The organism is Massilia sp. BGA-UO-ETr-WB1, assembly GCF_059567845.1.
The window spans coordinates 101,797-123,708 of sequence record NZ_JCAQOT010000021.1; the positions used below are offsets into that span (position 1 = coordinate 101,797).

Annotated in this window: 23 protein-coding genes and 1 tRNA gene; 7 read left to right on the plus strand and 17 right to left on the minus strand. The window is 66.6% G+C overall.

Features of this window, described 5'->3' with window-relative positions:
- Positions 1–3: 3 nt before the first annotated feature.
- On the minus strand, positions 4–1,758 hold the full coding sequence (locus AC56DV_RS05090) for a methyl-accepting chemotaxis protein (RefSeq protein WP_496313223.1): 1,755 nt from the start codon (positions 1,756–1,758) through the stop codon (positions 4–6).
- 137 nt (positions 1,759–1,895) lie between these two features.
- On the opposite strand from AC56DV_RS05090, the gene AC56DV_RS05095 reads away from it, so the two are divergent.
- Positions 1,896–2,237 carry a hypothetical protein gene (locus AC56DV_RS05095; RefSeq protein ID WP_496313224.1) on the plus strand — a complete coding sequence of 114 codons (342 nt, stop codon included), beginning with the start codon at positions 1,896–1,898 and terminating at the stop codon, positions 2,235–2,237.
- A 19-nt stretch (positions 2,238–2,256) separates the two neighbouring features.
- Here AC56DV_RS05095 and lpxO read toward each other — a convergent pair whose 3' ends face one another.
- Complete coding sequence (gene lpxO, locus AC56DV_RS05100) at positions 2,257–3,156, minus strand: lipid A hydroxylase LpxO (RefSeq protein WP_496313225.1); 900 nt, start codon at positions 3,154–3,156, stop codon at positions 2,257–2,259.
- Between the two features lie 94 nt (positions 3,157–3,250).
- Between lpxO and AC56DV_RS05105 the strand changes: the two genes are divergently transcribed.
- Complete coding sequence (locus AC56DV_RS05105; RefSeq protein ID WP_496313226.1) at positions 3,251–3,565, plus strand: hypothetical protein; 315 nt, start codon at positions 3,251–3,253, stop codon at positions 3,563–3,565.
- Positions 3,566–3,569: 4 nt separating this feature from the next.
- On the opposite strand, the gene AC56DV_RS05110 is transcribed toward AC56DV_RS05105, so the two are convergent.
- A complete protein-coding gene (locus AC56DV_RS05110; RefSeq protein ID WP_496313227.1) occupies positions 3,570–4,478 on the minus strand; it encodes a hypothetical protein in 909 nt (302 codons plus the stop codon).
- Positions 4,479–4,584: 106 nt separating this feature from the next.
- On the opposite strand from AC56DV_RS05110, the gene AC56DV_RS05115 reads away from it, so the two are divergent.
- Positions 4,585–5,214 (plus strand): hypothetical protein, encoded by a 630-nt coding sequence (locus AC56DV_RS05115; protein WP_496313228.1) that lies wholly within the window; start codon positions 4,585–4,587, stop codon positions 5,212–5,214.
- A 32-nt stretch (positions 5,215–5,246) separates the two neighbouring features.
- On the opposite strand, the gene AC56DV_RS05120 is transcribed toward AC56DV_RS05115, so the two are convergent.
- The 3 genes from AC56DV_RS05120 to AC56DV_RS05130 all read right to left on the minus strand — a co-directional run bounded on the left by AC56DV_RS05120 (position 5,247) and on the right by AC56DV_RS05130 (position 7,471).
- A complete protein-coding gene (locus AC56DV_RS05120; RefSeq protein WP_496313229.1) occupies positions 5,247–6,026 on the minus strand; it encodes a hypothetical protein in 780 nt (259 codons plus the stop codon).
- Between the two features lie 63 nt (positions 6,027–6,089).
- Positions 6,090–7,013: a hypothetical protein gene (locus AC56DV_RS05125; RefSeq protein WP_496313230.1), complete on the minus strand. Its 924-nt coding sequence runs from the start codon at positions 7,011–7,013 to the stop codon at positions 6,090–6,092.
- A complete protein-coding gene (locus tag AC56DV_RS05130; protein WP_496313231.1) occupies positions 7,010–7,471 on the minus strand; it encodes a winged helix-turn-helix transcriptional regulator in 462 nt (153 codons plus the stop codon). The genes AC56DV_RS05125 and AC56DV_RS05130 overlap by 4 nt, the downstream gene beginning before the upstream one ends.
- An 84-nt stretch (positions 7,472–7,555) precedes the next feature.
- Between AC56DV_RS05130 and AC56DV_RS05135 the strand changes: the two genes are divergently transcribed.
- A complete protein-coding gene (locus AC56DV_RS05135; RefSeq protein WP_496313232.1) occupies positions 7,556–8,791 on the plus strand; it encodes an MFS transporter in 1,236 nt (411 codons plus the stop codon).
- Here the strand turns inward: AC56DV_RS05135 and AC56DV_RS05140 are convergent.
- The gene (locus AC56DV_RS05140; RefSeq protein ID WP_496313233.1) at positions 8,773–9,507 is read right to left on the minus strand and encodes a siderophore-interacting protein; all 735 of its coding nucleotides are present in this window, start codon (positions 9,505–9,507) and stop codon (positions 8,773–8,775) included. The genes AC56DV_RS05135 and AC56DV_RS05140 overlap by 19 nt on opposite strands.
- A gap of 26 nt (positions 9,508–9,533) precedes the next feature.
- Here AC56DV_RS05140 and AC56DV_RS05145 point away from each other — a divergent pair, with 26 nt between their 5' ends.
- Positions 9,534–10,013, plus strand: coding sequence for a MarR family winged helix-turn-helix transcriptional regulator (locus AC56DV_RS05145; RefSeq protein WP_496313234.1), 480 nt, complete (start codon positions 9,534–9,536; stop codon positions 10,011–10,013).
- A 15-nt stretch (positions 10,014–10,028) separates the two neighbouring features.
- On the opposite strand, the gene AC56DV_RS05150 is transcribed toward AC56DV_RS05145, so the two are convergent.
- The 8 genes from AC56DV_RS05150 to ybiB all read right to left on the minus strand — a co-directional run bounded on the left by AC56DV_RS05150 (position 10,029) and on the right by ybiB (position 18,386).
- Positions 10,029–10,301 (minus strand): DUF4242 domain-containing protein, encoded by a 273-nt coding sequence (locus AC56DV_RS05150; RefSeq protein ID WP_496313235.1) that lies wholly within the window; start codon positions 10,299–10,301, stop codon positions 10,029–10,031.
- A 181-nt stretch (positions 10,302–10,482) separates the two neighbouring features.
- Positions 10,483–10,561: transfer RNA gene (locus AC56DV_RS05155), tRNA-Ile, on the minus strand.
- Between the two features lie 56 nt (positions 10,562–10,617).
- Positions 10,618–12,807: an RNA polymerase sigma factor RpoD gene (gene rpoD / locus AC56DV_RS05160; RefSeq protein WP_496313236.1), complete on the minus strand. Its 2,190-nt coding sequence runs from the start codon at positions 12,805–12,807 to the stop codon at positions 10,618–10,620.
- 484 nt (positions 12,808–13,291) lie between these two features.
- On the minus strand, positions 13,292–15,088 hold the full coding sequence (gene dnaG, locus AC56DV_RS05165) for a DNA primase (protein ID WP_496313237.1): 1,797 nt from the start codon (positions 15,086–15,088) through the stop codon (positions 13,292–13,294).
- An 86-nt stretch (positions 15,089–15,174) separates the two neighbouring features.
- Positions 15,175–15,624: a GatB/YqeY domain-containing protein gene (locus AC56DV_RS05170; protein WP_496313238.1), complete on the minus strand. Its 450-nt coding sequence runs from the start codon at positions 15,622–15,624 to the stop codon at positions 15,175–15,177.
- Between the two features lie 133 nt (positions 15,625–15,757).
- Complete coding sequence (gene rpsU / locus AC56DV_RS05175; RefSeq protein ID WP_008451879.1) at positions 15,758–15,970, minus strand: 30S ribosomal protein S21; 213 nt, start codon at positions 15,968–15,970, stop codon at positions 15,758–15,760.
- Positions 15,971–16,162: 192 nt separating this feature from the next.
- The gene (locus AC56DV_RS05180; RefSeq protein ID WP_496313239.1) at positions 16,163–17,371 is read right to left on the minus strand and encodes a BaiN/RdsA family NAD(P)/FAD-dependent oxidoreductase; all 1,209 of its coding nucleotides are present in this window, start codon (positions 17,369–17,371) and stop codon (positions 16,163–16,165) included.
- A 61-nt stretch (positions 17,372–17,432) separates the two neighbouring features.
- On the minus strand, positions 17,433–18,386 hold the full coding sequence (gene ybiB, locus AC56DV_RS05185; RefSeq protein ID WP_496313240.1) for a DNA-binding protein YbiB: 954 nt from the start codon (positions 18,384–18,386) through the stop codon (positions 17,433–17,435).
- 100 nt (positions 18,387–18,486) lie between these two features.
- Here ybiB and AC56DV_RS05190 point away from each other — a divergent pair, with 100 nt between their 5' ends.
- Positions 18,487–19,545: a 3-deoxy-7-phosphoheptulonate synthase gene (locus AC56DV_RS05190; RefSeq protein ID WP_496313241.1), complete on the plus strand. Its 1,059-nt coding sequence runs from the start codon at positions 18,487–18,489 to the stop codon at positions 19,543–19,545.
- 4 nt (positions 19,546–19,549) lie between these two features.
- On the opposite strand, the gene AC56DV_RS05195 is transcribed toward AC56DV_RS05190, so the two are convergent.
- Positions 19,550–19,846: a Rieske (2Fe-2S) protein gene (locus tag AC56DV_RS05195; RefSeq protein ID WP_496313242.1), complete on the minus strand. Its 297-nt coding sequence runs from the start codon at positions 19,844–19,846 to the stop codon at positions 19,550–19,552.
- Between the two features lie 221 nt (positions 19,847–20,067).
- Here AC56DV_RS05195 and tsaD point away from each other — a divergent pair, with 221 nt between their 5' ends.
- Positions 20,068–21,108 carry a tRNA (adenosine(37)-N6)-threonylcarbamoyltransferase complex transferase subunit TsaD gene (gene tsaD / locus AC56DV_RS05200; RefSeq protein ID WP_496313243.1) on the plus strand — a complete coding sequence of 347 codons (1,041 nt, stop codon included), beginning with the start codon at positions 20,068–20,070 and terminating at the stop codon, positions 21,106–21,108.
- Here the strand turns inward: tsaD and AC56DV_RS05205 are convergent.
- Positions 21,105–21,911: an ABC transporter ATP-binding protein gene (locus tag AC56DV_RS05205; RefSeq protein ID WP_496313244.1), complete on the minus strand. Its 807-nt coding sequence runs from the start codon at positions 21,909–21,911 to the stop codon at positions 21,105–21,107. The two genes, tsaD and AC56DV_RS05205, sit on opposite strands and share 4 nt — an antisense overlap.
- Position 21,912 lies beyond the last annotated feature (1 nt).

The following is a 21,912-nucleotide window of genomic DNA, read 5'->3' on the forward strand; positions in this document are numbered from 1 at the left end:
AAGCTAGAATTCTTCCCACTCGTCCTCCGCCGGCCTGGCCGCCGCGCGCGCCGGTGCCGGCTTGGCGGCCGCGCGGGCCGGCGGCAAGGCCTTGGCCGGCGCCGCCTTGATGGCCGGCGCCGCCTTGATGGCCGGCGCCGGAGCTGCCGGCCGCGCAGGCGCCGCCTTGCGCGCCCGCGCCGGCGGCGCCCCGATGCTGGCCATGGCCGCCGCGCTCAGCTTGAACGCGCCGACCACCTGGCTCAGGTGCGCCGCCTGGTCCATCATCGCCTCGGCCGCCGCTGCCGCCTGCTCCACCAGCGCCGCGTTCTGCTGCGTCACCTGGTCCATCTGCACGATGGCCGTGTTGACCTGCTCGATGCCGCTGCTCTGCTCCTGGCTGGCTGCCGTGATCTCCGACATGATGTCCGCTACGCGGGTGATGCTGGCCACGATTTCATCCATCGTGGCCCCGGCCTGGTCCACCAGCCGCGAGCCGGCGTCCACCTTTTCCACCGAATCGCCGATCAGGGTCTTGATGTCCTTGGCCGCCGCCGCCGAGCGCTGCGCCAGGTTGCGCACCTCGCTCGCCACCACCGCGAAACCGCGCCCCTGCTCGCCCGCGCGCGCCGCTTCCACGGCAGCGTTGAGCGCCAGGATATTGGTCTGGAAAGCAATGCCGTCGATCACCGCGATGATGTCGACGATCTTGCGCGAGGACTCGTTGATGGAAGCCATGGTGTCCACCACCTGCCCCACCACGTCGCCGCCCTTGACGGCGATGCCGGAGGCCGACTGCGCCAGCTGATTGGCCTGGCGCGCGTTGTCCGCGTTCTGCCGGACCGTGGAATTGAGCTGCTCCATCGACGAAGCGGTCTGCTCCAGCGAGCTGGCCTGCTGCTCGGTGCGCGAGGACAGGTCCTGGTTGCCGGAAGCGATCTGGCCGGACGCGGTGGCGATGGTGTCGGTGCCGCTGCGCACCTGCGCCACCAGCGCCTGCAGGCTGGCCGTCATGTCCTTCAACGCCCCCATCAGCTGGCCGGTTTCGCACTTGGACGTCACTTCGATGTCACGCGTCAGGTCGCCGCCGGCCACCTGCCGGGCCACCGTCACAGCCTCCTGCAGCGGGCGGGCGACGATGCGCGCCACCCACATCGCCAGCAGCATGCCCAGCACCACCGTGGCCAGCAGCAGCAAGGCAATGGTCAGGCGCGCCGTCTCGTAGGTGGCGGTGGCGGCCGCGCTGGCCTGCTCGCCGCCGTCCGCGTTGAGCTTGACCAGCTTGTTGAGCTGCTCGTTGATGCTGGCGATCATCTGCGCCGAGGCGCCGGTGGCCAGCGCGCGCGCCTCGTCCTTGAGCCCTTTGCGCGACGCCTCCACCAGCTTGCCGCTCTCGCCGACGAATTGCTGCCATTGCGCCAGGAAGGCGTCGTACTGGGCTTTTTCTTCCGGGCTGGAGATGAGCTTCTGGTAGCGTTCGCTGTCGGCCTGGAACACCGCCAGCGTATCGCTCATGCGTTTCTCGTAGGTGTCGTACATCTGGGCCTCGCTGCCCAGGATATGGGCCAGCTGCCAGCGGCGGAAGTCGCCCACGTCGATGCGCAGCGCCATCACGGCCTGGACGCTGGGCATCCAGTTATGCGCCAGCTCGTCCGAGGCCTGGTTGATGCGCCCCATGGCCGCGATGGCGTTGAAGCCCAGGATCAGCGCCAGCACTTGCACGGCGCCGAAAGAAACCAGCAGTTTGGTGGCGATCTTGAGGTTGTAGAACCATTTCATGGCATCTCCTGTCAGGCGTACCGTCCGGAGGACAGTATAGACCGATGGCGCCCGGCCCCCCGCCCGCCTTGCAGCGGATTTACGCAGCACAACAGAGATGCGGTAAGCTGGCGTTTTCCCCTTACCGGACGAGCACCATGCGGACACGACGCAGCCTGGCCCTGCTACTGACATTGCCCCTGCTGCTGCCCCTGCTGACGCCTCTCGCAGCGCAAGCGGACGGCCGCCCCTTCCCGCCCAACGCCAAGCGCGGCAAGATGACGCCGGCCTGGCACCCGTCCATCGTTATCGACGGCAAGACGCGCACGCTGTCGCCGGCGGCGCGCATCTTTAACCAGGACAATACGATAGAGATGCCGGCCAGCCTGCGCGGCGAGAATTTCGTGGTGAACTACCAGGAAGACAGCGAAGGCCAGATCCTGAACGTGTGGATACTGACCCGGGAAGAGGCCGGCCAGCGATTGCCGGCCAGCAAGTAGCTAAGCTAAGTAAGCCGGATCACAGGAAGATGATGGCGGCGGCCAGCGCGATGATCAGGCCGAACTTGGTGACCTTGTAGGCGGTCTTGTTCCAGGCCTTGTAGCGGCGGCGGTACTGGCCGGCCACGTAGGATACCTTGAACAGCTTGCTCACCAGGCCGGTCTGGTCGCCCTGCTCGTTGGGCGAGGCGGCGGCCGTCATCATGGTGCGGCCCAGCCAGCGGTTGACCGCCTGCGCCCAGCGGTAGCGCATCGGGCGCTCGACGTCGCAGAACAGGATGATGCGGTCGCTCTCGCTGCCGTTGATGGCCCAGTGGATATAGGTTTCGTCGAACATCACGCCCTGGCCGTCGCGCCAGCTGTGGCGTTCGCCGTCCACGTCGATGAAGCAGCGGTCGTCGTTCGGCGTGGCCAGGCCCAGGTGGTAGCGCAGCGAACCGGCGAACGGGTCGCGGTGCGGGTTCAGCTTGCCGCCCGGCGGCAGCTCGGCGAACATGGCCGCCTTCACGGTGGGAATGGCTTTCAGCAGCGCATAGGTCTGCGGGCACAGTTGCTCGGCGGACGGGTGGCTGGCGTCGTACCACTTCAGGTAAAAGCGCTTCCAGCCATTCTTGAAGAAGGAATTGAAGCCGGCGTCGTTGTTCTGTTCGGCAGCCTTGATCTTCTTCAGCGCCAGCAGGTTCTCCGCCTCGGCGCGGATGATCTGCCAGTTCTGCTGCAGCGGCTCGAGTTCCTTGAACTGGTCCAGCGCCAGGTAAGGCTTGGACGGCACTTTCGAGAACACGTGCATGAACAGGTTGATCGGCGCCATGAACGACGAATGGTCGAACAGCTGGCGCATGAACGGCAGGCGTACCTTGCCCCGGAAATGGATGTGAAAGATTGCTAACAGATAGAATGAAACCAGAGCCAATTTCATGGCGCCTCCAGCGTACACAATCCGTCATGATATCGCCAAACGGCCGCCTTTGCCGGATCTTCGTGGGTCATGCACTTCCGGCTACAATGCCCTCATGGCAAGTAAAACTCCCAAATTCCCCGGCCCCCTGAGCGCGCGGGCAGCCGTGCTGGCGGTGCTGTTGTCAAACAGCGACCAGACCGGCGCCGAACCCTTGCAGGGCCGCACCTCGCTGGCGGCCATCGTCAAGGCGCTCAAGCGCAAGTATCACTGGCCGATCGAGGCCAGCAGCTTCCCCGCCAACACCAGCGACGGCCGCGCCACCTGGGCCACGGTGTACAGCCTGCCGCCGGAAGTCATCGCCGCCGCGCTCGCCAACGGCGGCGCGGACTGGCTGGAAAGCCGCCGCCACGCCAGGCGCGGCGCCTGACCGGCTACTTCGCCGTACTGTTCCTGGCGGCCCTGGCGATGGCGCGGCAGCGCGCCGTGTTGCGGTTGGCCGCCTCGCAGCGCGGCTTGGCGGCGGGCGCCACCTTGCGCGCAGGTTTGGCTGCGGCCTGCTTGCGCGGCTCGCGCACGGCGCCGGCCTTGGCAGTCTTGCCGGCTTTGGCGGCCTTGGCGGTCCTGGCGCCATTGCCAGCCTTGGCGGGCGGCTTCGCCTTTTTGACGATGGCTGCCTTCGGCTTGGCGGGGGCCGGCGCTGCGGACAACTGGACCGGGGCGACAGCGCGGGCGGCCACGGGCGCCGGCCCGGCTGCGGCAGCCGGAGCGAGCGCGGCGGCTGGCGCCATGGCAAGGCTGGTGGCGGCGGCAGTGGCAGTGGCGGCGGCGGTGATCGTTCCGCTGGCAGTGGTGCCGGCAGGTGCGGCGGCTGTTGCGCCGGCCGGCGCCGGCGGCGCCGGCACCGGATGCTGCGGCTCGGACGGCGCCACGAAGGCCGACGGCACCTCCGGCGGCGGCGCAATGGCCTGCACTTCCGGCGTTGGCAGCGCCTTGGCGCTCATGCCCGCCGGGGCGGCCAGGGCCTTCGGTTCGGGCGGCCGGTGACGCTGCTCCTGCGCCGCATTGCCGATCCATACGATGGCCCCGATCAGGCCGGCGGCGGCTACACCGCCCCATGCCATGGTCTTTAGCGGCAGCGGGCGGCGAACGGCCTCGGCAGCGGCGGCGGCAGGCGCGTCCACATGAACCTGCGGGGCGGCGCCGGCCGGCGGCGCCATCTGCGGCTCGGTATGGAATTCGCCGGCCTCGGGCCAGGCGGTGTCGACGGCTTCGGGCGCCGGAGCCGCCGGCGGAGTGTCGCCCAAAGTCGGCTCGACGCGCGGCGTAGTCTGCATCTTCATAGGTATGAGTAGTCCGGGGATTGCATGAAAAAAGCGAACAGGACTCTACCACACCTGCGTCCCCGCGATCCGGGCGAATCGCCGCAAATGCCCGTATACTGCGCGCATGACCTTACATGCCCCACAAACCACCCTCACCCTGGCTGAACTGGCCGCCCGCTGGAACATGACGGCGCAGCAAGTGCTGCTGATGTCCTCGCCGCACCCGCTGCCGATGTACTTCTACCATGACGGCCTGGTGTTCGACTTCGGCGACAAATGGCTGCGCGCCAACGGCGACACCAAGGAAGTGCAAGACCTGGAAAGCCATCAGCAGCACCTCAGCTCGCTCGACATCGATTTGCAGCGGCAAGCGCTGCACAAGCGCGGCCTGCTGAAGCTGACCCAATGGGAAGAGGCGCTGAGCGACGAAGAATTGCAGCGCCAGCAGGCCGAAGCCGAGCGCCTGCGCAAGGAAGTGACGCGCCTGAGCACGCTGCTCAAGGAGCGCACCGAGGAACGCCAGCGCCACGTGCGCAACGGCCTGCTGCGCGCGGCGCCGCGCACCTTGCACGACATCGCCCGGCACGGCCAGACCCGCTTCCCGCAGTTCGCTTTCCTGCCCGCGCGCCCGGAACAGCCGTCCGACCGGCTGCTGGTGGCGCTGGAAGACGGTTTCCCGCACAAGCCGCTGCTGACCGAAGCCGACCTGGTGGTGGCGATGCACGACGTCACCGCTGCCGAAGCGGCCCGCTAATCCACGGCTAATCCGCAGCCAAGCCCCGCAGGCTAGCGGCGGCGCACCGGTTCGTCGTTGAGGCAGATCGGGGCATTGCGCGCATAGCTGCGGCAGGCGCGCGCAAAGCACGCTGCGGCAGCTTCTCCCGCCTTTTCCCTGCACTGCGCAAGCCGGTGCCGGACGCTGACCGCCTTGACGCGGCGCACGGCGGACGCCTTGTCCACCTGCTTCCCCTTGGCCCGCACCGCCGCGCGCTTCACCGGCGCCTGCACCCGCTTGCCCGGCTTGGCCACCGCCAACCGCGTCTGCGCGGCAGGAAGCTCGACGCGCGCTTGCGGGGCAGCCGCGTCGGGTCGCCCCGCCGCCGGCGCGGCGACCACGGCCGCAGCAGGCGCCATGGGCTCAAGCGACGCTGCCGGTACTGCCTGCGCGCCGGCTGCGGCCGGTGCAACTTGTACGGCCTGCGTGACTTGCATATGCGGCGCGGCCACTGCAACCGCCACATCCTGCGCGCTGGCCACTTCAGTCAGCGGCGCCGGGGCGGGACCGGCTTGCGCCGACTGCGCCACCAGCGCTATCGCCTTGTCCGCCTGCAGGCTGCGCCACATCAGCAGGCCAGCGCCAGCCAGGGCCACCGCCGCCAGCGCCAGCGCGCACCACAAGCCCAGCGTCCTCAGCCGGTCCCGGCGCGCATCGGCCGCGCTCCCGCGCAATCCTGCGGCCCCTGCCAGCCCTGCCAATCCTGCCAGGCCCGCCGGGTCTGCCGAATCTGCCGCGCCCGCCAACCCCGCCGCCGTGCCGTCCGCCTGCCGCATCTGCTGATCGTCCATGATTCGCCCGAAAAGAACCGTCTCAACAGCAGATTACTCAAACCGCGAAAAAACCGGCGCTTGCTAGTCGCCGCCGGCCGCGCGGCGGCGCTGGCCCTCCAGCCACGCGGGCGGCAGCCTGCCCAATAAAGGATCGTCGCGCCGCAGGCTGGCCCAGCTGGCGCCGCCGTCGCCCGAGTAATTCAGCATGTAAGGCTGGTCGTCGTCGTCCCCGGCCTGCGCGGCGGCCAGCCAGATTTCCTTGTCGTTGACCGCGTAACTGCTCACCAGCGACGACACCCGCGCCGGCAAAGCCACCTTGCGCCAGCGCCGCCCGTCGGTTGAGCGCAGCAAGGTTTGCTCGATGGACCCGGTAATCCACCAGCCGCCCGACTTGGACGCCGCCAGCTCCACCAGCAAATCCGGATTGCCCAGCGGCGTGCTGTGCGCCACCTTGCATGAGGCTGCATCGATCAGGCTGGCGGTGTAGCCGGACACCCTGCCGTCCGCGCCGAAGTGCGTTGCCAGCCCCACCACGCCGCGCGGCGACGAGGCGAACGCCACATTGGCGTCCTTCATCGCCTGCAGGGCCGGCTTGCCGCCGCCCGCGTTGAGCTTGCGCAGCGGCAGCAGGCAATCGCGGCCCGGCGTGGCGCTGAGGCGGAAGCGGAAGCCGCCCGCCTCCGGCGCCACCTGCACGCCGTAAGGCATGGCGATCACGCCCTTGCCGCCCGCTTGCAGCACGCGCCCGCTGAGCGCGTCGATCACCGTGCCGCCCGCGTAGATGCGGCCGCCGTCGTCCACCACCAGCGGCGGCCAGACGCGGCCGCCCGGCCGCACTTCCAGCCTCAGCGGTTCATGCGCGTGGATCACGATGCCACGCTCATCCTCAGTAAAGCCGGTGGCACCGATGCGGTAGTCGAGCGCTGCCGTGGTGGCAGCGGCAGGAACGGTAGCAACGGCAGCCTGCGCCAGTACGGCGCAGCAAAGAAGGCGAACCAGTTTCATGCAACTTCCTCCAACGGCAGCTTGCGCACCACGGTATCGGCCGCCGCCAGCGCGCGGCCCGCTTCATCGACCAGGCGCAACGGCGGCACCGGCTGGCCGGTATCCTGCCGCACCAGGGTGGAATGGGCTTCGCCCTCGCGGTACAGGAACTGCTCGCTCCACTGGCGCAAGCTCACCAGCAGCGGGAACAGGGCCTGGCCCTTGGCGGTCAGCACGTATTCGCCGTAGGCCGTGCCGTCGGACGCGGGCGACACGGCCAGGATGCCGTGCTCCACCAGCTTGTGCAGCCGGTCCGACAGGATGTTGCGCGCCACGCCCAGGTTCTTCTGGAATGCGCTGAAACGGCGCACGCCGTCGAACGCGTCGCGCACGATCAGCAGCGACCACAGGTCGCCCACCACATCCACGCCGCGCGCCACCGGGCATGCGTCGTCTTTCAGCGTTTTCCGCTTCGCCATCTCTCGCCTCCTAAAGTAGTTGCATTTTAATACTGGAATGCCTACACTCAAACTAGTTTTAATTTGAAACCAGATTGGAGAGCCATGCCACCCACTTCTTCGCGGCTGATGACGCTGCTGTTTTCCCTTTCCTGCGGCGTCAGCGTCGCCAACGTCTATTACGCGCAGCCGCTGCTGGACACGCTCGCGCTCGATTTCGGCATCACCCACGCGGCGGTCGGCATGGTGATCGCCGCCACCCAGCTGGGTTGCGCGCTGGCCTTGCTGCTGGTGGTGCCGCTGGGGGATTTGCTGGACCGGCGGCGCTTGATGCTGGTGCAGTTGGGATTGCTGAGCGCGGCCTTGCTGGCGGTCGGCTTCGCGGCGGCGGCGCCGCTGCTGCTGTGCGGCATGCTGGCCGTGGGCCTGCTGGGCACGGCCATGACGCAAGGCTTGATCGCCTACGCGGCCGCCACCGCCGCGCCTGCGGAGCGCGGGCGCATCGTCGGCACGGTGCAGGCGGGAGTGCTGATCGGCCTGCTGAGCGCGCGCACCGTGGCGGGTCTGCTGGCCGACCTGGCCGGCTGGCGCGCGGTCTACTGGGTCTCGGCCGCGCTGGCGCTGGTGCTGGCTGCGGTCCTGTCGCGCGCCTTGCCCGCATCGCCTCCGGGCGCCGCTTCGCCTGCCGTGCCCGCCGGAGCCGGCGGCATGGCGCTGCGCTACGCGCAGCTGTTGCGCTCCATGCTGGCGATGCTGCTCACCGACCGCACGCTGCAAGTGCGCGGCACCATCGCCATGCTGATGTTCGGCGCGCTCAGTATCTTCTGGACCGCGCTGGTGCTGCCGCTGAGCGCCCCGCCCTGGTCGCTGCCGCACACGGCCATCGGCGCGTTCGGACTGGTGGGCGTGCTGGGCGCACTGGCGGCGGCGCGCACCGGAAGCCTGGCCGACCGCGGCCTGGGCCAGCGCACCAGCGGCGTGGCGCTGGCCCTGCTGGTGGCGGCCTGGCTGCCGCTGGCGTTCACCGGACAATCGCTGTGGGCGCTGGCGGCCGGCATTATCGCGCTCGACCTGGCGGGGCAAGCCATCCACGTCACCAACCAGAGCATGATCTTCAGCCGCCACCCGCAGGCGCACAGCCGCGTGGTGGGCTGCTACATGATGTTCTACGCCGCCGGCAGCGGGCTGGGCGCGCTCGCCTCCACGCGCATGTACGCGGCGGCGGGCTGGCTCGGCGTGTGCGCGCTGGGCGCCGCCGTCAGTCTGGCGGCGCTGCTGTTCTGGGCGCTGACCTCGCGCAGCACGGCGGACGCCTGCCCCGCTTATTCCAGGTTTTCGTGATAGCCGCTGCCGCCGCGCTTCCAGTACGCCGCAGCGCGGATCGCATGCTTGCCCAGGCCCTTGACGCCCACCAGCTCGTGGCGCACGGCGGCCATGGCGGCCGCTTCGCCCGCGCACCACGCGTAGCCGTCGCCCGCCGGCAGCGGCCAGGCCTGCACTGCGGCCAGCAGTTCCGCGTCGCTGGCCACCCAACGCACGTCGGCCTCGGCTTCGGTTGCGAACGCGCGGCGGTCGGCCGCGTCGTCCACCTTCACGATGACGGTGGCGCGCGCGCCGCGCGGCAATTCCTCCAGGCGGCGCGCGATCGCCGGCAAGCCGGTTTCGTCGCCCACCAGCAAATGCCATGCGTAATCCAGCGGAATGATGAGCGAACCGCGCGGGCCGCCGATAATGACCTGCTGGCCGGGCGCGGCCTGCGCCGCCCACGCCGCGCACGGGCCGTCGCCGTGCAGCGCGAACTCGATCACCAGCTCGCCCGCCACCGGGTCGAAGCTGCGCGGCGTGTAGTCGCGCTTGGCGGCGTCCGGGCCGTCGCCGAGGATGAATTTGACGTGGTCGTCGAACGACGCGCTGTGGAAATCCTGCAGTGCGGGGCCGCCGAAGGTGATGGCGCGGAAATGGCTGCCGACGGCGCGCACGCGCACCACCTCGGCCTGGCGGATCTTGAGCTCGTGGCGCACACGCTGCACACGGCTGACGGGAGAGTCTATACTCATGTCTTTACTTTTCCAATTGATTGACAATGTCACCCATCATCCGCGAATCGAATGACAATGTCAACCATCTCCGCGAGCAGCGGCCGGACGCGGTATTGGAGCTGGTGCACACCATCATGCACCAGTACAAGACCCGGCAATTCCAGGCCCTGCGCGACGGCCAGCACGAGCTGACCCATATGGAAGCGAAAGTATTGGGTTATTTCGGGCACCACCCGGGCGCCACGCAAAGCGATTTGTCGCGGCATAGCGGGCGCGACAAGGCCCAGCTGGCGCGCCTGATCACTGCGCTGCGCGAGCGCGGCCTGCTGCAGGGCGAAGCCGACGCCGCCGACCGCCGCAACACCCGCCTATCCCTGACGGACGCCGGCCGCGCCATCCAGCAGGCGGCGCAGCGCGAAGCGGAGATTCTGAACGCGCAGGCCGTGCGCGGCATGAGCGCGCAGCAGCAGCAGGCGCTGCTGGAGTTGCTGCAGCAGGTGAAACTGAACCTGGATCAAGGCTAGCCTGCGCGAACGACGCTACTCGGCAGTGGTCGGGTCGATGACTTCCCTCACTTGGGCTACCCGGTCGACGGGGAAGCCGCCGCGCTTCGCATGCTCCCGCACCATCTCTTCGTTGGGGGCGTGGTAGAGGCAGTAGATCTTGTCATCCGTCACATAGCTGTGGACCCATTGTATGGCCGGACCAAGATCGTTCAGGACGCCACAGGACTTGATGGAAATCTCCTTGAGTTCAGCGCCAGTGAGCTTTCCTGCGCCGGGGAGTTCGCGTTCGATGACATATTTAGGCATTTCATCACTCCTCTTGATCGGCAATCGGAATGCAGCGGAGACTTTTAGCCTAGCCCACGCAGGGGAAATGTCAACTACGTAACCGCAAGCGACTCCAATCAGCTGCAAGTATCCTGGCCACTTCAAGCGTGCTCCAGCGTCCCAACAAAAAAGCCAACCCCGCAGGGTTGGCTTTTCAATTTGGTAGGCCCTCGCGGAGTCGAACCGCGCACCAAAGGATTATGAGTCCTCTGCTCTAACCAAGCATGAGCTAAGGGCCCGCAACTTGTGGACAACGACCCGGCAGCATAGGGGCTGCGCGGGTTGTCGTCAAGTCCTAGTTACCTTCCAGGAAACTCTTCAGTTTATCCGAGCGCGAGGGGTGGCGCAGCTTGCGCAGCGCTTTCGCTTCGATCTGGCGGATGCGCTCGCGCGTCACGTCGAACTGCTTGCCGACCTCTTCCAGGGTGTGGTCGGTCGACATTTCGATGCCGAAACGCATGCGCAGCACCTTCGCTTCGCGCGGCGTCAGCGAGTCCAGCACGTCCTTGACCACGCCGCGCATGGACGCGTGCAGCGCCGCGTCGGACGGGGCCAGGGTGTTGTTGTCCTCGATGAAGTCGCCCAGATGGGAATCGTCGTCGTCGCCGATCGGCGTTTCCATGGAGATCGGCTCCTTGGCGATCTTCATGATCTTGCGGATCTTGTCTTCCGGCATTTCCATCTTGATCGCCAGCGTCGCCGGGTCGGGCTCGGCGCCCGTTTCCTGCAAGATCTGGCGCGAGATGCGGTTCATCTTGTTGATGGTCTCGATCATGTGCACCGGGATGCGGATGGTGCGCGCCTGGTCGGCGATCGAGCGGGTGATGGCCTGCCGGATCCACCACGTGGCGTAGGTCGAGAACTTGTAGCCGCGGCGGTATTCGAACTTGTCGACCGCCTTCATCAGGCCGATGTTGCCTTCCTGGATCAGGTCCAGGAACTGCAGGCCGCGGTTGGTGTATTTCTTGGCGATGGAAATCACCAGGCGCAGGTTGGCCTCGGTCATTTCGCGCTTGGCCTTGCGCGCCTTCATTTCGCCGGCCGCCATCTGGCGGTTGATGTTGCGCAGGTCCGGCAGCGGCAACACCACGCGCGCCTGCAGGTCGATCAGGCGCTGCTGCAGTTCCTTGATGGTGGGGATGTTGCGGCCCAGGATGGCGCTGTAGGCGTGGCCGGCCGACACTTCGCCGTCCACCCAGTCCAGATTGGTTTCATTGCCCGGGAACACCTTGATGAAGTGGGCGCGCGGCATGCCGCACTTGTTCACCGCCACGTCCAGGATCTGCTTCTCGATGTGGCGCACTTCGTCCACCTGGCCGCGCAAGGTGTCGCACAGCTTCTCCACCACCTTGGCGGTGAAGCGGATGCCCAGCAGCTCGAAGGAGATCGCTTCCTGCGCCTTGACGTAGGCTTTCGAGTTGTAGCCATCCTTCTCGAAGGCGCGGCGCATCTTGTCGAACTGCTGCGAGATCATGTCGAACTTTTCCAGCGCAGCCTGCTTCATCTGCTCCAGCTGTTCGGCCGAGTAGCCGGCCGCGCCCGACGGGCTGGCGGCTTCTTCCTCTTCCTCTTCTTCCTCGGCTTCCTCTTCCTCGTCCTCTTCCTCTTCGTCGGCAGCGGCGGCCGGCGCCGGCTCGCCTTCGCTCTCGTCGACCAGGCCGTCGACGATCTCGTCGATCTTGATCTCGTCGTTACGGATGCGGTCGGAGGCGGCGATGATCTCGGCGATCGTCACCGGGCAGGCGGAAATGGCCTGGATCATGTCCTTCAGGCCGTCCTCGATGCGCTTGGCGATCTCGATTTCGCCTTCGCGCGTGAGCAGCTCAACCGAGCCCATTTCGCGCATATACATGCGCACCGGGTCGGTGGTGCGGCCGAAGTCGGAGTCGACCGTGGACAGGGCCGCCTCGGCGGCCGCCTCGGCTTCGTCGTCGCTGGCGATGGTGGCCACGTTGTCCGACAGCAGCAGGGTCTCGGCGTCCGGCGCATGCTCGTAGACGGCGATGCCCATGTCGTTGAAGGTGCCGATGATGCCTTCGATCGCTTCCGGATCGACGATATTTTCGGGCAGGTGGTCGTTGATCTCGGCGTAGGTCAGGAAGCCGCGTTCCTTGCCGAACTTGATCAGGGTCTTGAGTTTCTGGCGGCGGCGTTCGAGCTCTTCCTCGGTGGCTTCCGTGTCGGACGAGAAAGCGTCCTTCAGCAGCGCCTTTTCCTTGGCCTTGCGGTCCTTGGCCTTGGCCTTGTCGACCGCCTTCAGCTCGGCGCGCTCGACCGCGTTCAGCGCGGCCACTTCGTCGTTCTCGGGCTGGAATTCTTTCGGCTTGCGGCCGCGCCGGCCCGGCACCTTCACTGAAGGCAGCACGTAGCCGGAGGTATCGATGGCGGCCAGGGTGGCGGCATCCGTGGTCTGGCTGACCGCCGGCGGCGTATTGGTGACACGCGTCTCCGGTTTGTCGGCCGTTTTTGCGGCCTTGGCGGTCACTTTGCTCGGCTTTACAGCCGCTTTGGATTCAGGTTTCTTTGTTGGCACAGGCGCTTTCGATTACACAACGACTTGCTTTACGGGTTAGGATAAAGTTCTTGCAACAATGCTACGAATACTTACACCTTCTGGCTCCCTGCGCAAACAGGGAACCGCCGCCGCCGGTCCAAACCCAGGACCGTGCTCGGCAGAAATTCTACTGTAGACAGCGCATGGGGGCTAGATCCACGAATGTCCGGTGGCAGGCGCCGCGCCTGGGCGGTGTCCGACTGCGCCATCCGGCCAACTTCCGGCCCCGGCCGCCGGTGCAGCGGTTTTGCTTCGCTGCCGCACCGATCTAGAGCCTAACTTACTGAAAACAAACAGAATTCCGAACTGAAACACCAAAGCTAAGCACTGAATACTTAGCGTTTTATTATAGCACGCCACTTTACAATTTCCAGCGCCGCCCGGACGCGCCCCCATAGGGGGAAAGTCGCGGGCGCTAGCGCGCCGACAGTGCCGCCTCGTCCTCCCTCGCCAACTGATCTTGCAGGGCGGTAATTTCACGGTAGCGTACACCAATTTCGCTGGACGACAAATTCGACGCGAACAACTGGGTCAGCTCGGCTTTCAGCGCGTCCCGGCGGATCTGGCGGATGGCGCTGCTCAAATACGTCTTGATCGCCTCGAAGTCCGATTCCGGCTCGGCGGCGATCTCGCTGATGATGCCGTCGTACTCGCTGCCCTGCTCCTTCAAATGCTGCGCCAGCGCGGCGAAGCTGCCCTGCGGCCCCAGCGCGATGGCCGCCGCGATCAGCTGGTACAGCCGCTCGGCCGACTCCTCGCCGAAGTTGGCGAAGGCGCCCAGGCCGGCCTCGTCTATCGTGAAGGCCAGCGGCGGGTGCGCCACCAGGTGCCGCACGATCTGCAGCTCCAGGCCCACCGGCTGCGGCCGGCTGCTGCGCTGCGGCGCCTTGCGCACTTCGGCCACCGGCTTGCTCAGCTCGTAGAGCTGCTCGATCTCGCCCGGGCTGCTCTGCGTCATGGTGGCCAGGCCGCGCACGATCTGCAGGCGCAGCGCCGACGGCGTCATCGCCTGCAGCAGCGGCTTGGCCTCGAACTGCACGCGGGCGCGCCCTTCCGGCTCGCTCAAGTCATGCTCGGCCGACACCACGCGCAGCAGGAACTGCGACAGCGGCATGGCCTCGTGCACCTGCTGCTCGAAGGCCGGGGCGCCATATTCGCGGATATAGCTGTCCGGGTCGTGCTCGGCCGGCAGGAACAGGAACTTGATGGTCTTGTTGTCCGACACGTGCGGCAGGCAGGCTTCCAGCGCGCGCTGGGCGGCGCGGCGGCCGGCCTTGTCGCCGTCGAAACTGAAGATCACCGTGTCTGTTTGACGCAACAATTTCTGCACGTGGGTGCTGGTGCAGGCCGTGCCCAGCGTGGCCACCGACTGCGGGAAGCCCATCTGCGCCAGCGCCACCACGTCCATATAGCCTTCCGTCACCAGCACGTAGCCCGCGTCGCGGATGGCCTGGCGCGCTTCGAACAGGCCGTACAGCTCGTGACCCTTGGAAAATAAAGGCGTTTCGGGAGAATTCAAGTACTTCGGCTCGCCCTGCTCCATGATGCGGCCGCCGAAGGCGATCACCTGCCCCTTGGTATTACGGATGGGGAACATCACGCGCTCGCGGAAACGGTCGTAGCGCTTGCGGTGGTTGCCCTCCTCGTCCACGCGGTCGATCACCAGGCCGGCCTCGACCAGGGCCAGCGCCTCGTAGTCGGGGAACACGGAGCGCAGGTTGTCCCAGCCGCCGGGGGCGAAGCCGAGCGCGAAGCGGGCCGCGATTTCGCCGGTCAGGCCGCGGCTTTTCAGGTAGCCGATGGCGTTGGGCGCCGAGCGCAGCTGGGATTTGTAGTAGTCGGCGGCGCGGCTCATGGCTTCGGACAGCGCCATGCTCTGGGCCTGCATCTGGGCGCGCTGGGCGGGCGGGATCTTGTCGTCCTGCTCGGGCACCACCATGCCGCAGTTCTGCGCCAGTTCCTTGACGGCGTCGACAAAGCCCATGCCGGAGTATTCGATCATGAAGCCGATCGAGGTGCCGTGCGCGCCGCAGCCGAAGCAGTGGTAGAACTGCTTGGTGGGGCTGACCGTGAAGCTGGGGGATTTTTCGTTGTGGAAGGGGCACAGCCCCATGAAGTTGGCGCCGCCCTTCTTGAGCTGCACATAGCGGCCGACCACGTCCACGATGTCGACGCGGTTCAATAGATCGGAGATAAAGGATTGAGGTATCACGGCGATCAGTCTTGTTCTACATCAGAGGCTATACCGCCGCGCGCCGATCCGGGTTGAGGCGGATCAAGCGGCGGCGCGATGGCGAATTACGCAGGGGTCAGCGCTTTTTTGATCAAGCCCGAGACCACCGCCATGTCGGCCTTGCCGGCCAGCTTGGGTTTCAGGATGGCCATCACTTTGCCCATGTCCTGCGGGCCGGCGGCGCCCGACGCGGCCACGGCGGCGGCCACTTCGGCGGCCACCACTTCGTCCGACAGGCCGGCCGGCTTGTAGGCCAGCAGCACCACCAGCTCGGCTTTTTCAATGTCGGCCAGGTCCTGGCGGCCGCCGGCTTCGAACTGGGTGATCGAATCCTTGCGCTGCTTGACCATCTTGTCGATGATGGCGACCACCTGCTCGTCCGTCACCTCGATCTGCTCGTCCACTTCCTTGCGCTTGATCTCGGCCAGCATCAGGCGGATGGTGGCCAGCTTGCCGGCTTCCTTGGCGCGCATGGCGGCCTTCATGTCATCGGAAATCTGTTGTTTTAAGCTCATGCTCGTTCCTCACAGGGAAAAATGTGGCGCAAAAATGCGAAAACCCGCTGCGGCGAACCGGAGCGGGTATACGACTGGACAGAATACCCCGCGGCGCGACGCCGTACTGCCGGGCTATCCTGAAGTGTCAGTCTTAGAACAGTTTCTTAGGCAGTTGCTGGCTGCGGATGCGCTTGTAGTGGCGCTTCACGGCAGCTGCCAGCTTGCGCTTGCGCTCTGCGGTTGGCTTCTCGTAGAACTCGCGTGCGCGCAGTTCGGTCAGCAGGCCGGTTTTTTCGATGGTGCGCTTGAAGCGACGCATTGCGACTTCGAACGGCTCGTTTTCTTTAAGGCGGATAGTGGTCATGTAAAAATTCAAACCGTTAGATTTTAGGAAGATAAAGATATTAGCAGTATTCGGCCAAATTGGGAAGACCTTTGGACGGAAAACCGGCTCACCAGGCCCGTTTCGCATGGAAACTGTCTGTTTTTGAGCAACCTTTTCGTCCTGCCAACATCTGACTCCGGGCGGAAAGCACACGCCGGGAATGCAATGATATCAGACTGCCTGGCCCGCCGCCACACCCGAAGCCCAAGCCCACTGGAAATTGTAGCCGCCCAGCCACCCGGTCACGTCCACCGCCTCGCCGATGAAGTACAGGCCCGGCACCTTGCTCACCATCATGGTCTGCTGCGACAGTTCGCGCGTGTCCACCCCGCCCCGGGTCACCTCGGCCTTGCGGTAGCCTTCGGAACCGTTGGGGGTGATGGTCCACTGGTTGATGGCCGAACCGAGCTTGCGCAGCGTGGCGTCCTGCATGTCGGCCAGGCGGGTGTCGGCGGCCAGGCCGTGCACCTGCAGCAAGCCTTCTGCCAGGCGCGCCGGCAGCCATTGCGCCAGCACGTTGCCGAGCTGCTTCTTGACGGTCTGCTTGCCCTCGATCAGTTCCTGGGCCACGTCCATTTCCGGCAGCAGGTTGATGACGATGGGCGCGCCCGGCCGCCAGAAGCTGGAAATCTGCAGGATGGCCGGGCCGGACAGGCCGCGGTGGGTGAACAGCAAGTCCTCGCGGAAGCGGGCGCCGTCCGGGTTGCGGCCTTTCAGCGTGCCGGTTTCCACGTCCACCTCCAGCGAAATGCCGGACAGCGGCGCGAACGGGGCCCAGGTCTCGGCGTCGAAGGTGAGCGGCACCAGCGCCGGGCGCGGCGCCACCATGCGCAGGCCGAACTGCTCGGCGATCTGGTAGCCGAAGCCGGAGGCGCCGATTTTCGGGATCGACAGGCCGCCGGTGGCGATCACCACGCTGTCGCATTCGATGTCGCCGGTGTCGGTGACCAGGAAGTAGCTGCCGTCGTCGAGCAGCTCGACACTGCCGACCTTGGACGGCATGCGCCAGTGCACGTCGCCGGCCGCGCATTCGGCCTTGAGCATGTCGATGATGCGCTCGGCCGAGTCGTCGCAGAACAGCTGGCCGCGGTGCTTCTCGTGGAAGGCGATGCGGTACTTTTTCACCAGCGCCACGAAGTCGGACGGGGTGTAGCGCGACAGCGCGCTCTTGCAGAAGTGCGGGTTCTCCGACAGGAAATTGGCCGGGCCGGCGTTGATATTGGTGAAATTGCAGCGCCCGCCGCCGGAAATGCGGATCTTCTCGGCCAGCTTGGCGGCATGGTCGATCAGCACCACGCGGCGCCCGCGTTTGGCGGCCTCGGCCGCGCACATCATTCCCGCCGCGCCCGCGCCGATCACTGCCACATCAAATTTCGCCATAACTGCTCCGATTCCGCTTCAAAACCGGACATTGTACCCTGCCGGGGCCGGCGCCCCCCGCCTACAGGCTGCGGGCCACCTTGGCGCACTGGGCCACCTGCTCGGCGATCGAAGCGGGCACGGCCTGCTCGCCGCGCAGCACGGCGGCGATCCAGGCGGCGGTGGCGGCCGCGCTCTTGTCCTCGGGCAGCACCACTTCCTGCTCGGCCGTCAGCTGCTTTTCCACCAGCACGGTGCGCTCGCCGTCGTGGAACCAGTCGATGCGCTGGCCCTTGTTGGCGTTGGCCACGGTCTCGCCCTCGGTGCCGCGCATCAGGAAGGCGTGGCCGCGTTCGGGCGCGGCCGCCGTGCTGAAGTACTCGCCCAGCATTTCCAGGTATTCGGGGTGGGTGTAGGACACCAGCCGCAGCGCCGGGCCGGCGAAGGGCTGCATCATCTTCACCAGCGTGTGGGTGGAGTTGCGCACGCCGAGGATGCGCCGCAGCGACAGCATGTGCGCCAGCTTGGGCGCCAGCGCGTCGATGGTGATGAAGGCCACCTTGCCGGCCGCCAGCGCCGCTTCGGCCTCGGCGTGGTCGCGCGCGGCGTGGATGCCCAGCTCGGCGAACACCTCGGCCGTGGCCACCCGGCCCAGGTCGTGCGGCACGCCGTGCACCAGCACCGGCACGCCCTCCCGCGCCAGCAGCAGCGCCAGCAGCGGGGTCAGGTTGGCCATCTTGCGGGCGCCGTTATAGGTGGGGATCAGCACCGGGGCGCAGGCGCCGGGCGGCGCTTGCAGCGGCGTGAAGGAGGCTTCGGCCGCGTCCAGGAAACCGGCGATCTCGTCCACCGATTCGCCCTTGATGCGCATGGCCAGCAAGATGCCGCCCAGCTCCAGGTCGGACACGCGGCCGTCCAGGATGGCTTGGTAGAGTTCGTTGGCGTCGGCGCGCGTCATGCTGCGCGCGCCCTTTTTGCCGCGTCCGATTTCCTTGATGAAATGAGCGGCTGGGTAGGGGTTGGCATGTGTAGTCATAGAGCGAGAGCTTACACCAAGCCGCAGCCCGCATGAATCCTGCATTTCGGCTACACTTGCAGGTTCCCCTGATCAAAATACAGAGTTGAGGCACCGAATCATGATCTCGCCAGATATCGAAAACGTAAACGTTACCAACTTCGCGTCCATGCCGACCCCGGCGGCGCTGCACGCGAAACTGCCGCTGACCGACGCCGCGTCGGCCACCGTGATGCAGGGCCGCGCCGACCTGCGCGCCATCCTGGACCGCAAGGACAAGCGCCTGTTCGTGGTGGTCGGCCCCTGCTCCATCCACGACCCGGTGGCGGGCCTGGACTATGCGCGCCGCCTGAAGGCGCTGCAGGCCGAAGTGGCCGACACCATGCTGCTGGTAATGCGCGTGTATTTCGAGAAGCCGCGCACCACCACCGGCTGGAAGGGCTATATCAACGATCCGGACATGGACGACTCGTTCCGCGTCGACGTCGGCATGGAAAAGGCGCGCCAGTTCCTGCTCGACGTGTGCGAGCTGGGCCTGCCCACCGCCACCGAGGCGCTGGACCCGATCTCGCCGCAGTACCTGGGCGACCTGATCGCCTGGACCGCCATCGGCGCCCGCACCACCGAATCGCAGACGCACCGCGAAATGTCGTCCGGCCTGTCGACCCCGGTGGGCTTCAAGAACGGCACCGACGGCGACATCGGCATCGCCATCAACGCGATTTTGTCGGCGGCCAATCCGCACGCCTTCCTGGGCATTAACAGCGAAGGCAACGTGTCCATCGTGCGCACGCGCGGCAACGCGTACGGCCACGTGGTGCTGCGCGGCGGCGACGGCCGTCCGAACTACGATTCGGTGTCGGTGGCGATCGCCGAGCAGGCGCTAGCCAAGGCCAAGCTGCCGGCCAACGTGGTGGTGGACTGCTCGCACGCCAACAGCTACAAAAAGCCGGAACTGCAGCCGCTGGTGATGACGGACGTGGTCAACCAGATCACGCACGGCAACCAGTCGCTGGTGGGCGTGATGATCGAGTCGAACATCGTGGCCGGCAACCAGAAGATCCCGGCCGACCTGGGCGAGCTGAAATACGGCTGCTCGGTGACCGACGGCTGCATCGACTGGGACACCACCGCCGACATGCTGCGCAAGGCGCATGCCGAGCTGCTGAAGCGTCCGTAAGACATCAAGTCCAGGAATTCGCCCCCACGTGCGGGGCGACCCCGAACGCCCCCGCCAACGCCGCCTCCGCGCGGCTGGCCGGGGCGTTCAGTTCATTCAGGTCCAGGAAAATTTTGCCGTCCTCCAGCTTGACGGCGTAATGGCGCGCGCCGCCGTCGAGGATGGCGAACACTTGGTCGTCCAGCGTGCGTATCACCGCCACGCCGGGCAGCTCCTGCCACGCCAGCCCGCGCGGCACCAGGCGCATGCCCTGCGGCGGGATGTCCTTCAGCTTGCAGATCAGTTTCCAGTATTCGGCCATGGCGTGGGCTCCTTCGGTTGCATAAGTCCCATAAAGCAAGACCGATGCCACCCTGCCGGACTGAGCCGCATTCGGGGGCGGACGGGGACGCCGAGTCCCGAATGCGGCTCAGTCCGCTGTGGGCTGCGCCCTGCGGCGGTGCGGCGCGGGGCCCCTTTGGTGCGGCCTGCGCCCGCTTTCCATTACAATGGCGGATTCCCCTTTCACTTTGCACTGTTCCAATGATCGTTCTCGGCGTTGAATCCTCCTGTGACGAAACCGGCCTGGCTCTGTATGACACCGAGCGCGGCCTGCTGTCCCATGCCCTGTATTCCCAGGTCGCCATGCACGAGGAGTACGGCGGCGTGGTGCCCGAGCTGGCCTCGCGCGACCATATCCGGCGCGCCATCCCGCTGCTGGAGCAGTCGCTGACCGGCGCCGGCAAGCAGCTGGCCGACATCGACGCCATCGCCTACACGCAGGGCCCCGGCCTGGCCGGCGCGCTGCTGGTCGGTTCGTCGATCGCCTGCAGCCTGGGCATGGCGCTGGACAAGCCGGTGCTGGGCGTGCACCACCTGGAGGGCCATTTGCTGTCGCCGCTGCTGGCTTCGCAGCCGCCGGAATTCCCCTTTATCGCGCTGCTGGTGTCGGGCGGCCATACGCAGCTGATGCGGGTGGACGGCGTGGGCCAGTACACCTTGCTGGGCGAAACGCTGGACGACGCGGCCGGCGAAGCGTTCGACAAGTCGGCCAAGCTGCTGGGCCTGGGCTACCCGGGCGGGCCGGCCATTTCGCGCCTGGCCGAATTCGGCGACCCGGCGGCCTACAAGCTGCCGCGCCCGATGATGCACACCAAGGATTTCAACTTCAGCTTCTCCGGCCTGAAAACGGCGGTGCTGACGGTGGTGAAGAACCACGAAGAGAAAGTGATCGCCAATATCTGCGAGCAAGACAAGGCCGACATCGCGCGCGGCTTCGTCGACGCCATCGTGGAAGTGCTGACGGCCAAGTGCGTGTCGGCGCTCAAGCACACCGGCCTGAAGCGGCTGGTGATCGCCGGCGGCGTGGGCGCCAACGCGCAGCTGCGCGCCTCGCTGAACGCGGCGGCAGCCAAGAAGCGGTTCAAGGTCTACTACCCCGAACTGGAATTCTGCACCGACAACGGCGCCATGATCGCCTTCGCCGGCGCCATGCGCCTGATGATCAACCCGGACGCAGCGCAGAAGGACTACTCCTTCAACGTGCGTCCGCGCTGGCCGCTGGACGAACTCAAAGAGATCTAAGCGGCCTTCTGCGCCGGCCGCCCCTGGCGGTGGTACAGGAACTCCAGCACGCTGGTGCGGTAGTCGATGTAGAGCGGGTCCTGCGCCAGCGCCAGGCGGTCGCGCGGGCGCGCCAGGCGCACCTGCACGATGTCGCCGATGGTCGCGGCCGGGCCGTTGGTCATCATCACGATGCGGTCCGACAGCAGCACCGCCTCGTCCACGTCGTGCGTCACCATCACCACCGTCGACCCGGTGGCAGCCACGATGCGCAGCAGCTCGTCCTGCAGGTGCGCGCGGGTGAGCGCGTCCAGCGCGCCGAACGGTTCGTCCATCAGCAGCACTTTCGGCTCCATCGCCAGCGCGCGGGCGATGCCGACGCGCTGCTTCATGCCGCCCGAGATTTCATTGGGACGCTTGCCCGCCGCCGCCGTCAGGCCCACCAGCGCCAGCGCGGCCCAGGTGCGCTCCTGCAGCTGCTTGTTGCTCTCCTTGGCGCTGAACACGCGCTCCACCGCCAGGTAGACGTTCTCGTAGCAAGTGAGCCACGGCAGCAGCGAGTGGTTCTGGAACACCACCGCGCGCTCGGGCGACGGCCCGGCGATCTCGCGGCCGTTGCAGATCATGGTGCCGCCGGTGGCGGTGGTCAGCCCGGCGATCAAATTGAGCAGGGTGGACTTGCCGCAGCCGGAATGGCCGATCAGCGTGATGAACTCGCCCTGCTCCACCGTCAGGCTGACGTTGGCCAGCGCGTGGAACTGGCCCTTCTTGGTGTTGAACACCATGTCGGCGTTGCTGATGTCGATGAATTTGTTCGCGCTCATA

Coding starts and splice junctions, on each gene's coding strand:
- AC56DV_RS05090 (WP_496313223.1), bottom strand. CDS start 1,758: ATGAAATGGTTCTACAACCTCAAGATCGCCACCAAACTGCTGGTTTCT.
- AC56DV_RS05095 (WP_496313224.1), top strand. CDS start 1,896: ATGCGGACACGACGCAGCCTGGCCCTGCTACTGACATTGCCCCTGCTG.
- lpxO (WP_496313225.1), bottom strand. CDS start 3,156: ATGAAATTGGCTCTGGTTTCATTCTATCTGTTAGCAATCTTTCACATC.
- AC56DV_RS05105 (WP_496313226.1), top strand. CDS start 3,251: ATGGCAAGTAAAACTCCCAAATTCCCCGGCCCCCTGAGCGCGCGGGCA.
- AC56DV_RS05110 (WP_496313227.1), bottom strand. CDS start 4,478: ATGAAGATGCAGACTACGCCGCGCGTCGAGCCGACTTTGGGCGACACT.
- AC56DV_RS05115 (WP_496313228.1), top strand. CDS start 4,585: ATGACCTTACATGCCCCACAAACCACCCTCACCCTGGCTGAACTGGCC.
- AC56DV_RS05120 (WP_496313229.1), bottom strand. CDS start 6,026: ATGGACGATCAGCAGATGCGGCAGGCGGACGGCACGGCGGCGGGGTTG.
- AC56DV_RS05125 (WP_496313230.1), bottom strand. CDS start 7,013: ATGAAACTGGTTCGCCTTCTTTGCTGCGCCGTACTGGCGCAGGCTGCC.
- AC56DV_RS05130 (WP_496313231.1), bottom strand. CDS start 7,471: ATGGCGAAGCGGAAAACGCTGAAAGACGACGCATGCCCGGTGGCGCGC.
- AC56DV_RS05135 (WP_496313232.1), top strand. CDS start 7,556: ATGCCACCCACTTCTTCGCGGCTGATGACGCTGCTGTTTTCCCTTTCC.
- AC56DV_RS05140 (WP_496313233.1), bottom strand. CDS start 9,507: ATGAGTATAGACTCTCCCGTCAGCCGTGTGCAGCGTGTGCGCCACGAG.
- AC56DV_RS05145 (WP_496313234.1), top strand. CDS start 9,534: ATGTCACCCATCATCCGCGAATCGAATGACAATGTCAACCATCTCCGC.
- AC56DV_RS05150 (WP_496313235.1), bottom strand. CDS start 10,301: ATGCCTAAATATGTCATCGAACGCGAACTCCCCGGCGCAGGAAAGCTC.
- AC56DV_RS05170 (WP_496313238.1), bottom strand. CDS start 15,624: ATGAGCTTAAAACAACAGATTTCCGATGACATGAAGGCCGCCATGCGC.
- rpsU (WP_008451879.1), bottom strand. CDS start 15,970: ATGACCACTATCCGCCTTAAAGAAAACGAGCCGTTCGAAGTCGCAATG.
- AC56DV_RS05180 (WP_496313239.1), bottom strand. CDS start 17,371: ATGGCGAAATTTGATGTGGCAGTGATCGGCGCGGGCGCGGCGGGAATG.
- ybiB (WP_496313240.1), bottom strand. CDS start 18,386: ATGACTACACATGCCAACCCCTACCCAGCCGCTCATTTCATCAAGGAA.
- AC56DV_RS05190 (WP_496313241.1), top strand. CDS start 18,487: ATGATCTCGCCAGATATCGAAAACGTAAACGTTACCAACTTCGCGTCC.
- AC56DV_RS05195 (WP_496313242.1), bottom strand. CDS start 19,846: ATGGCCGAATACTGGAAACTGATCTGCAAGCTGAAGGACATCCCGCCG.
- tsaD (WP_496313243.1), top strand. CDS start 20,068: ATGATCGTTCTCGGCGTTGAATCCTCCTGTGACGAAACCGGCCTGGCT.
- AC56DV_RS05205 (WP_496313244.1), bottom strand. CDS start 21,911: ATGAGCGCGAACAAATTCATCGACATCAGCAACGCCGACATGGTGTTC.